This window comes from Craurococcus roseus (assembly GCF_039523795.1).
In the GTDB taxonomy this organism is placed as follows: domain Bacteria; phylum Pseudomonadota; class Alphaproteobacteria; order Acetobacterales; family Acetobacteraceae; genus Craurococcus; species Craurococcus roseus.
Genome location: NZ_BAAAFZ010000080.1, coordinates 26,815 through 35,683 on the forward strand (window position 1 = coordinate 26,815; position 8,869 = coordinate 35,683).

Consider the following 8,869-nt stretch of genomic DNA (forward strand, 5'->3'; position numbering starts at 1 on the left):
TCCCCTCGATTGCCGCCCGCGTGGGGCCGGACCTATCCTGCCGCCAAAGCACACCGGGAGGGCGAGCGCCATGACGATCCGCACAAAGGCCACCCGCCGCGCCGTCCTCGCCGCGGGCCTGGCGGCGCCTTCCGTCCTACGCGCGCAAGGTTCATGGCCGGAGCGGCCGGTGCGGATCATCGTGCCCTTCCCGCCCGGGCAGGCGGCGGACACGGTGACGCGGCTGGTGGCGGACGAGCTGTCGAAGCGCTGGCCGCAGCGCGTGGTGGTGGAGAACCGCGGCGGCGGCGCGGGCGCGCCGGCCCTGGAAGCAGGCGCGCGGGCGGCGCCGGACGGCTACACGCTGACCGCCGGCACCTCGGGCACGCTGGGCGTGAACCCTTCCGTGCTGGCGCGCGTGCCCTACGACGCCGAGCGCGACTTCGCCTTCATCACCAACGTCGCGGTGGTGCCGCTGCTGCTGGTGGCGCACCCCTCCTTCCCGCACCAGGACGCGCGGGCGCTGGCGGCGGCGGCCAAGGCGGCGCCGTTGGACTGCGCCACCGCCGGGCCGGCGACCAGCCAGCACATGGCGGCGGAGCTGTTCGCGCACCGCACCGGCGCGCGGCTCAACATGGTGCATTACCGCGGCAGCGGGCCGGGCGTGGCGGACCTGCTCTCGGGCAACGTCAAGCTGATGATGGACAGCGTCATCTCGGCGCTGCCGCACATCCAGGCGGGCAAGCTGGCGCCGATCGCCGTCACCACGCCGGAGCGGGCGCCGCAACTGCCGCAGGTGCCCACCATCGCCGAGGCGGTGTCGCCGGGCTACGGCGCCTACGGCTGGACCGGGCTGGTCGGTCCGGCGGGGATGCCGGCGGAGGTGGTGCGCAAGGTGAACGCGGACGTGGTTTCCATCCTGCGCGAGCCGGCGATGGCGGCGCGGTTCGTCGAGATGGGCGTCATCGCCGCGCCGGGCACGCCGGAGGAGTTCGGCGCCTTCGTGCGGCGCGAGATCGCGCAGTGGCGGGAGGTGGCGCGGGCCGCGAACGTGCGGCTGGAAGGATAGGCGGGCGCGTGGAGCAGCGGCTGCGCAGCCTGACGGTAGCGACGCGCGGTCGCGGGTTGGTGGAGGTCACCGGCGAGGTCCTCGGTTGGGTGGCGGACCAGGGCGTGGGGACGGGGCTGCTGACCGTCTGGTGCCGCCACACCTCGGCTTCGCTGCTGGTGCAGGAGAACGCCTCGCCGGAGGTGCGGGCCGACCTGGAAGACTTCTTCCGGCGCTTGGTGCCGGACGGCGGCGGCGGCCGGTACCGGCACGAGGACGAGGGGCCGGACGACATGCCGGCGCACATCCGGGCGGCGCTCACGCAGACGCAGCTTTCCATCCCGGTGCAAGGCGGGCGGCCGGTGCTCGGGACGTGGCAGGGTATCTACCTCTACGAGCACCGGACCCGGCCGCACCGGCGCGAACTCGTTCTGCACCTGATCGGCGGGCCGGGACCGCGGTAGAAGAGGCCTTTGCCAGAGCTGGCGTGATCCGAGGAACCCTGGTGACGGCAGGCCCATTGTGTCGCGCCCGCAGTCCCCAATAAGAACGCGCGTCGCATTGATGAGGACGCCGTATGCCGCTGTTGGCTTTCTGGGAATCTGCTCCCGAGACCGTTGGGCAACTAACGATCGAGCAAGTGGTGTCCAGCGCAGGCGACGGCGTGCTGAAGGACGGCTCAACCTGCTCCAACGAACTGCGCGAGTACCTGACTCAGATACCCAGCAACAAGATCGCCGGCTACATCGAGCATTGCCTCACGGCAAGCTTCGCTAGAAGCGGTATGGTTTTGCAGAACCTGATAAATGAGCTCGGGCGCCGTCTGGAGTACATGGTCGCCAACGGCCGCTACCAGGGAGTCACGAACGCAGTCGGGTTCGACGGGCTGTGGTTCTCGCCTGAAAAAGCACTCGGTCGTCGTTGAGGTGAAGACTACCGACGCATACCGAATTTCACTGGATACCTTGGCCGGGTACAGGAGCAAGCTGTCTGTAGGCGGCCAACTCAGTGGGCCATCATCGGTGCTCATCGTCGTCGGCCGGGAGGACACAGGCGAGTTGGAAGCGCAGGTACGTGGTTCGCGTCACGCTTGGGACATAAGGCTCATCAGCGCGGACGCGCTTATCAAGTTGGTACAGTTGAAAGAGAATACAGAAGACATCGAAACAGGCTTGAAGATCCGGAGCCTGCTCGCTCCCATGGAGTACACCCGTCTCGACCCAATGATCGATGTGATGTTCACGGCAGCGAAGGAAGTGGAAGGCACCGCGACCGCAGCAGAAGCAAACGATGAGGAGGCGCCTCGATCCGTTACGGCCGATGGCAATGGACAGGCGAGTTGGCAATTCACCGACAGCGCTCTCCTAGAGGAGAAGCGGGAGCACATTGTCGCCGCGTTGACGCGCCACACTGGCGCGGCGTTCATCAAGAGGAGCCGCGCGCTGTTTTGGAGCGCCGACCGCCGTAGGCGCCTCATCTGCACAGTCTCGAAGCGACACACGAAGAAGGGCTCGAGTCGCTATTGGTTTGCGCACCATCCGCAGTGGCAGACGTTCTTGTCCGAGGGGGAAGAAGCGTACCTGACCCTCGGATGCATGGATCTGCCTTTCGCGTTCGCGGTGCCATTGCGCGTCATGACTCCCGTCCTGAACGCACTCAACATCACGACGAAGGAAAACGGACAAGCCTATTGGCACATCCACATCGCCGAGCCGAAAGCGGGGCATTACGCAATGCTCCTGCCGAAGAGGCCTGGAACATTGCCGCTGGACGGCTACCGCGTACCTCTCGCCTGAGCACCAGCCTCAAGCGCCGGCCGTCTACTGTGGCCCATGTCAACGCCGTTCGGAGGAGCGCTACATCCTTCGTGCGCTTCATCGACGCTTCAAGCCGTCCTCTCGGGCCCCGGCACGATGCGGCACGCGTCCGCGGCCACGCGCGAAAGGCGCAGCATCCGCCGCGCCGCCACCGCGCCGGCCGCGGCCTCGCCGGCGAATTGCTCCAGCAGGCGGTTCGAGAGCAGCGCGCGGGCGGCGGCGTCCACGGCGATGTCCGTGGCGGCGACGGCGGCGGCGTCGAACAAGGTGCGGCGCAGGAGGGCGATGCTGCCGGCGAAGCCCGGCCGGAGGCCGTGCAGCGCCGCCACTTGCCGCACCAAGCGCACGCCGCGCCACGCGAAGACCAGCGCGTCCAGTCCCGGCGAGGGGCTGACGGCGGTGATGGTGAAGGCTTGCACGGCGGCGGTGCGGCCGAGCGCGGTGGCGCGCGATTCGAGCGCCGGCAGCGGGCCGGATTCCAGCAGCGCGCGCAGTTCCTCCGTGCTGGCGGCGCCGCGGAGCGCGGGGACCAGGGAGGCGGCATCGGGGACGGACTCGGCCCAGCGCACGGCTTCCGTCCGGGCCGTCGCCACGTCGCCGCGGGCGAAGGCTTCGCGGGCGCGGTCGACGGCCCGGATGGACAGCAGGCCGCGCAGCTCCGCCCAGCCGGCGGAGGCGAGGAGGCCGAAGCCGCCCAGGACCACGCCCAGGGTCAGCAAGCCGGCGACGGTGCCGCGGGCGAACTGGTCCAGGACGAAATTGGCGGCGTCCAGCGCGCCCAGGCCGAGGAGGAGCACCGCCAAGCCGGCGGCGGCGCGGCCGAGGCCGGACCAGCGCGACGGCAGGCGGGGCGGCGGGACGGGCGCGACGGCTTGTTCCCAGCCGAAGTCCAGCCGCGGGGCCGGGCGGGACGAGGGCGGGGGCGCTTCGTTCTCGAGGATCACCCGCGGCGCGGCCGGCGGCGGGGCGGCATCGGGGGGCGGACGGCTCACAGCAGGTCTCCGATCAAGCGGGCGAGCAGCGTGTCGAGGCCTATATGGGGAACGCCCGCCGTGCCGGCAGGATCGAGGCGGGGCGGTTGGAATTCCGGCATCCGGAAGAAGCCGTGCTGCCAGTAGCCGGGCTCCGGCGGGCGGAGCGGCACCTCGCCGGGGTAGACGCGGGCGCTGCGGCCGTTTTCCAGCAGCACGCCGCGCACGGCGGCGACGGGGCGGCCTTCCAGCGTGGCCACGTCGTCCTCTGTGCAGCGGACGCTGGCGATGACGTGGACGGAGGACGGGGTGCCGGGCGCCGTGCCGACCAGGGAGTCGAGCAGCGCCGCCAAGGCGTCGCGCTGGCGGGACGGTACGTGGTCGGCCTTGGTGGCGGCGAAGGCCACGCGCTCCGGGCCGACGCCGAGCAGGCGGTCGAGCCACGACTCCTCCTCGCGCAGCGCCGCGGCGATGGCGGCCAGCGCGTCCGCGGTGTCCTCGAACGCGGCTTGGCCGGCGTGAAGCGCGCCCAGCACGTCCACCAGCACGGCTTGCCGGCGGAAGCGGCGGAAGTAGGGTTCGAAGAAGTTCTCGCGCTGGTCGGCGAGGTAGGCGTCGAAGCGCTGGCGCAGGAGGTCGGACAGGCCGCTGTCGTCCGGATGGGGCAGCGGAAAGAACCAGAGGATGGGCGCCTCGCCGCGCGGGCCGGGGTTCAGGGCGCGGCCGGGCTGGAGCAGGCGCATCCCGAGGTCGTCGCGGCAGGCGCGGAGGGCGTCGCGGTACAGGGTGTAGCCGCGGCGGGCCAGGGCCTCCTCGGCCGGCGCGGCGGCCGGGAGGGCGTCCACGAAGGACAGGAACGCGGCGCAGGCGGAGGCGCGCGGTTCGCGGCGCAAGCGGTCGAGGGTGGCGGCGGACCACGCCGCGTAGTCCTGCGACAGCATGGGCAGGTCGAGCAGCCATTCGCCGGGGTAGTCGAGCAACTCGAGGGTGACTGTGCGGCGCCCGAGCAGGCCGCCGCCAATCCAGGAGGAGCGCTCCAGGGTGAGCGTCAGCTCCACGGTCGAGAGGTCCTCGGTGCGGCCGGGCCAAGCGGGCGGATCGGCGGCAAGGGCGGCCAAGTGGCCCGGGAGGTCGAAGCGCGGCACGGTTTGCGCGACGGCGGGGACCAAGCGCACGTCGCGGAGCCGGCCGCCGGAGGCCGCTTCCAGCGCCGGCAGGACGCGGCGCCCCTGCCCCGCCGCCAGCAGGTTCGCCAGCAGCGAGGTGATGAACACCGTCTTGCCAGACCGGCTCAGCCCGGTGACGGCGACGCGCAGACGCTCTTGCCCGAGCGCCGAGCGGCCGAGTTGCTCCGCGGTCCAGGCCGCGTCCCGCAGCAGCCCGAACGGGCGCGACAGGCCGAGGGGGCGCAGCAGGGAGTCGAAGGGGTCGGGCACGGCGACGTGGGACCGCGCGCCGCGGCCCCTCCCCGCTCAGCGGCGCTCAATCAGCTCGATCTTGTAGCCGTCCGGGTCTTCCACGAAGGCGATGACGGTGGTGCCGAACTTCACCGGGCCGGGCTCGCGCGTGACCTTGCCGCCGCCGTCGCGCACCGCTTCCACCGCGGCGGCGACGTCCGGCACGCCGACCGCCAGGTGGCCGAAGGCGTTGCCCTGCTCGTACTTCTCGGTGCCGTAATTGTAGGTCAGCTCGATCTCGGCGCCGCCGGAGGCGTTGCCGTCGCCGTAGCCCAGGAAGGCCAGCGTGTACTTGCCGTCCGGCACGTCGCGGCGCCGCAGCTCCTTCATGCCGAGCAGGCGCGTGTAGAAGTCGATGCTACGCTCCAGGTTGCCGACGCGGATCATGGTGTGCAGGAAGCGGCCTTGGCTGCTGTTGCTGTTCATCGTGAGTTCTCCTCTCCGTCCGTTTCGCGCGGCTCCAGCGCCAGCAGGAACAGCCCCGCCGACTCCGCCGCCGCGACCGTGCGTTCGCGGTCGAGCAGCACGGTGGAGCCGGCCCCGAAGGCGATTCCGGCCAAGCCGACGGCGGCGGCGTGGCGCACTGTGTCCGGACCGACCGCCGGCAGGTCGAGGCGGCGATCCTGGCCGGGCTTCGCCAGCTTGACCAGCACGCCGCGCCCGCCGCCTTCCCGCCGCAGTTCGCCGCAACGCGCGAGGAGCGCGTCGGTGCCCTCGATCGCCTCCACGCCGAGCACGAGGCCCTGCTGCACCACCGCGGCCTGCCCGACATCGGCGGCGCCGAGCGCGCGGCACACCGCGACGCCGCGGCGGATGTCGGCGCGGGTTGCGTCGTCCGGGGGCGCGCCGGCGAGCAGGCCGGACGGGGGGAGCAGGCCGGTGAGCACGGATTGCGGGCTCACCACCTCGAAGCCTTCTTCCTCCAGCACGCGCGCGACGGCGCGGAGCAGGCCGTCGTCGCCCAGGAGGAACCCTGTGCCGATGCGGGCGACGATGCGCATGCCGACCGCGTCGGGCCGGAGCGCGGCCACCGAGGGGCGGCGGGCGCGGCCGGCGAGGACGAGCTGGCGGACGCGCTCGGCGCGCAGGCGGGCCAGGATGCGGCCGGCGGCGCCGGGGCGCTCGACCGTGTGCGGCAGGCCGGCCCACTGCCCCGGCTCGCCCCAGCCGGCCAGCACCACGGCGAAGACCGGGCGGCCGGCGGCCCGGGCGGCGCGGGCCACCCGCAGGGGCAGTTCGCCGCCGCCGGCCAGGATGCCGAGCGTCGCGGCGCTCACCCCGCGCCCCCGTCCTCCTCGTCCACGCCGCCGAGTTCCGGCGCCGCCATGCGGCCGGGGCGGACGAGCTGGCGGCGGCGCGACGGGTCGCGGACGAAGTCGATGATCTCGCCCACCAGGGGTTCGTCGGCGAAGCGCTCGGCCGCCTGCTCCAGCTTGGCGGCGAACTCGCCGGGATCCTTGAACAGCAGGGCGTTGGCGGCGCGCAGCGTGCGGAGCTGGTCGCGCGTGGCGCCGCGGCGGAGCAGGCCGATCTTGTTGAAGCCGACCAGGCGCGCGGGCAGGCCGAACACGTAGCCGAAGGGCGGGATGTCGTTGGTGACGCCGGCCAAGCCGCTCACCATGGCGAGGCGGCCGATCCGCACCGTTTGATGGACCGCCGCGCCGCCGCCGATGAAGGCTCCGGCGCCGACGTGGACGTGGCCGCCGAGCATGGCGTTGTTGGCGAGGATCACGCCCTCGCCGAGCTGGCAGTCGTGCGCGACGTGGGCCATCGCCATCAGCATGGAATTCGCGCCGACGCGGGTGGCGCCGTCGCCGCCGACGCTGGCGCGGTGGATGGTGCAGCCTTCGCGCACCAGCGTGCCGGCGCCCACTTCGCAGCGCGTGGGCTCGCCGCGGTACTTGGTGTCCTGCGGCGGGGTGCCGATGGCGGCGAAGGGCAGGACGCGCACGCCGCGGCCGAGGGTGGTCGCGCCTTCCACGACCACGTGGGACACCAGTTCCACGCCGTCCTCGAACACCGCATCGGGGCCGACGGTGCAGTACGGGCCGATGCTGCAGCCGGGACCGAGGAGGGCGCCGGCGGCGACCACCGCGCTCGGGTGGACCTCGGCGGCGCTCACCGGTCGAGGATCATGGCGGAATAGGTGGCTTCGGCGGCGACCTTGCCGTCCACCTTGGCTTCGGCGCGGAACCGCCAGATGTTGCCTCGCTGCCGCTCGCGGACGACGTGGACGCGGAGCTGGTCGCCTGGGCCGACGGGCCGGCGGAATTTTGCGCCCTCGATGCTCATGAAGTACACGAGCTTGCCGCGCGCGTCGGGACCGAGGGATTCCACCACCAGCACGGCGGCGGTCTGGGCCATGCTTTCAATGATGAGCACGCCCGGCATCACGGGGTGCGCCGGGAAGTGGCCTTGGAAGAAGGGTTCGTTGATGGAGACGTTCTTCACGCCGACCGCGGAGGTGTTCTTCACCACCTCGACGATGCGGTCCACCAGCAGGAAGGGGTAGCGGTGCGGGATGGCGCGCATGATTTGCGCGATGTCGAAGCTCTCCACCGCTGCTTCCCCGCCGGTTCCCCGCGCCGCCGTTTCGCCGTTCCCGTCCATGGCCCGCCCTAGTCCGCTTTGCCCTCGCCGCCGCCGCCCCGGCCGATCTTGCGGAGGTGGGCGAAGGCCCGCCACGCCTGCCGCGCCGGCCAAGCCGGGCTGCCGAGCACGTCGGTGCCGGCCGGCACATCGTTCATGACGCCGGCCTGCGCGCCGACCCGCGCCTTCGTGCCGAGCCGGAGGTGGCCGGTGAGACCCGCCTGAGCCGCGACGGTCACGAAATCCTCCAGGACGGTCGAGCCCGAAACGCCGGACTGCGCGACGAGGATGCAACCGCGCCCGGTGCGGACGTTGTGCCCGACCTGCACCAGGTTGTCGAGGCGGGTGCCCGGGCCGAGGACGGTGTCGCCCAGCGCCCCGCGGTCCACGCAGGCGTTGGCGCCGATCTCCGCCCCGTCGCCGATGACCACGCGGCCGAGTTGCGGCATCGTCTCGAACCGGCCTTGCGCGTCGGGCACGAAGCTGAAGCCTTCCTGGCCGACGCGCGCGCCCGGGTGCAGCACGACGCCGCGGCCGAGCAGCGCGTGCGACACGCTGCTGTGGGCGTGCAGGCGGCAGCCGTCGCCGATCTCGACGCCGGGGCCGACCACGGCGTGGGGATGGACGACGCAGCCCCTGCCGATGCGCGCGCCGTCGCCGATGACGGCGAAGGCGCCGACCTCGGTCCCCTCCCCGATCGTGGCGCCCTCGCCCACCGCCGCCGTCGGATGGATGCCGGCCTTTGGCGCGGGGCGCGGATGGAACAGGGCGGCGACGCGGGCGAAGCCGAGTTGGGCCGCCTCCGTCACCACCGCGACGGCGCCGTCCGGCACCGCGGCGGCGTGCGCCGGCGGCACGACCACCGCGCCGGCGCCCGTCGCGCGGAGCGCGTCCAGGTAGCGGCGCTCGGCCAAGTAGCTCACCTGCCCGGGCCCGGCCTCCGCAAGCGACGCGACGCCGTCGAAGCGGCGTTCCGGGTCGCCCCGCACGTCCGCGCAGCCCGCCGCC

At 72.6% G+C, this 8,869-nt stretch carries 11 protein-coding genes; 4 read left to right on the plus strand and 7 right to left on the minus strand.

The annotated features are described in order from the left end of the window. The first annotated feature begins 70 nt into the window (after positions 1-70). From ABD067_RS22640 to ABD067_RS22655, 4 genes are all read left to right on the plus strand, one after another. Positions 71-1,048 carry a Bug family tripartite tricarboxylate transporter substrate binding protein gene (locus ABD067_RS22640; RefSeq protein ID WP_343897674.1) on the plus strand — a complete coding sequence of 326 codons (978 nt, stop codon included), beginning with the start codon at positions 71-73 and terminating at the stop codon, positions 1,046-1,048. An 8-nt stretch (positions 1,049-1,056) separates the two neighbouring features. Continuing rightward, positions 1,057-1,491, plus strand: coding sequence for a secondary thiamine-phosphate synthase enzyme YjbQ (locus ABD067_RS22645; protein WP_343897675.1), 435 nt, complete (start codon positions 1,057-1,059; stop codon positions 1,489-1,491). A 113-nt stretch (positions 1,492-1,604) separates the two neighbouring features. Then, the gene (locus tag ABD067_RS22650; protein ID WP_343897676.1) at positions 1,605-1,952 is read left to right on the plus strand and encodes a hypothetical protein; all 348 of its coding nucleotides are present in this window, start codon (positions 1,605-1,607) and stop codon (positions 1,950-1,952) included. Positions 1,953-2,049: 97 nt separating this feature from the next. Beyond that, positions 2,050-2,823 (plus strand): hypothetical protein, encoded by a 774-nt coding sequence (locus ABD067_RS22655; RefSeq protein ID WP_343897677.1) that lies wholly within the window; start codon positions 2,050-2,052, stop codon positions 2,821-2,823. 89 nt (positions 2,824-2,912) lie between these two features. Here ABD067_RS22655 and ABD067_RS22660 read toward each other — a convergent pair whose 3' ends face one another. The 7 genes from ABD067_RS22660 to lpxD all read right to left on the minus strand — a co-directional run. Next, entirely contained in the window at positions 2,913-3,836 is a 924-nt protein-coding gene (locus tag ABD067_RS22660; RefSeq protein ID WP_343897678.1) for a DUF697 domain-containing protein, read from the minus strand. Beyond that, the gene (locus ABD067_RS22665; protein ID WP_343897679.1) at positions 3,833-5,251 is read right to left on the minus strand and encodes a YcjX family protein; all 1,419 of its coding nucleotides are present in this window, start codon (positions 5,249-5,251) and stop codon (positions 3,833-3,835) included. The genes ABD067_RS22660 and ABD067_RS22665 overlap by 4 nt, the downstream gene beginning before the upstream one ends. 36 nt (positions 5,252-5,287) lie before the next feature. Then, positions 5,288-5,698, minus strand: coding sequence for a lactoylglutathione lyase (gene gloA, locus ABD067_RS22670; RefSeq protein ID WP_343897680.1), 411 nt, complete (start codon positions 5,696-5,698; stop codon positions 5,288-5,290). Next, positions 5,695-6,549 (minus strand): LpxI family protein, encoded by an 855-nt coding sequence (locus ABD067_RS22675; RefSeq protein WP_343897681.1) that lies wholly within the window; start codon positions 6,547-6,549, stop codon positions 5,695-5,697. Before ABD067_RS22675 ends, gloA begins: the two co-directional genes overlap by 4 nt. After that, a complete protein-coding gene (lpxA, locus tag ABD067_RS22680) occupies positions 6,546-7,394 on the minus strand; it encodes an acyl-ACP--UDP-N-acetylglucosamine O-acyltransferase (RefSeq protein ID WP_343897682.1) in 849 nt (282 codons plus the stop codon). Before lpxA ends, ABD067_RS22675 begins: the two co-directional genes overlap by 4 nt. Then, a complete protein-coding gene (gene fabZ, locus ABD067_RS22685; protein WP_343897683.1) occupies positions 7,391-7,882 on the minus strand; it encodes a 3-hydroxyacyl-ACP dehydratase FabZ in 492 nt (163 codons plus the stop codon). The genes lpxA and fabZ overlap by 4 nt, the downstream gene beginning before the upstream one ends. A gap of 8 nt (positions 7,883-7,890) precedes the next feature. Continuing rightward, positions 7,891-8,869: UDP-3-O-(3-hydroxymyristoyl)glucosamine N-acyltransferase (gene lpxD / locus ABD067_RS22690; protein WP_343897684.1), on the minus strand; the 979-nt coding region annotated here is incomplete at its 5' end.

Coding starts and splice junctions, on each gene's coding strand:
- ABD067_RS22640 (WP_343897674.1), top strand. CDS start 71: ATGACGATCCGCACAAAGGCCACCCGCCGCGCCGTCCTCGCCGCGGGC.
- ABD067_RS22650 (WP_343897676.1), top strand. CDS start 1,605: ATGCCGCTGTTGGCTTTCTGGGAATCTGCTCCCGAGACCGTTGGGCAA.
- gloA (WP_343897680.1), bottom strand. CDS start 5,698: ATGAACAGCAACAGCAGCCAAGGCCGCTTCCTGCACACCATGATCCGC.
- fabZ (WP_343897683.1), bottom strand. CDS start 7,882: ATGGACGGGAACGGCGAAACGGCGGCGCGGGGAACCGGCGGGGAAGCA.